This is a genomic window from Thioalkalivibrio sp. XN8, assembly GCF_011058255.1.
GTDB lineage: Bacteria > Pseudomonadota > Gammaproteobacteria > Steroidobacterales > XN24 > XN24.
Window position 1 is genome coordinate 1 of sequence record NZ_JAALFH010000020.1, and the last position, 227, is coordinate 227.

The following is a 227-nucleotide window of genomic DNA, read 5'->3' on the forward strand; positions in this document are numbered from 1 at the left end:
GAGCCGAAGCCTGAGCCGAAGCCTGAGCCGAAGCCTGAGCCGAAGCCTGAGCCGAAGCCTGAGCCGAAGCCTGAGCCGAAGCCTGAGCCGAGGCCTGAGCCGAAGCCCGAGCCGAAGCCTGAGCCGAAGCCCGAGCCGAAGCCTGAGCCGAAGCCTGAGCCGAAGCCTGAGCCGAAGCCTGAGCCGAAGCCTGAGCCGAAGCCTGAGCCGAAGCCTGAGCCGAAGCC

The 227-nt window shown here is 68.3% G+C and carries 1 protein-coding gene; it reads right to left on the minus strand.

The genetic code is table 11. The features are described from left to right. A partial coding sequence (locus G6N75_RS15535; RefSeq protein ID WP_165346555.1) for a hypothetical protein occupies nucleotides 1-227 on the minus strand: 227 nt, incomplete at both ends.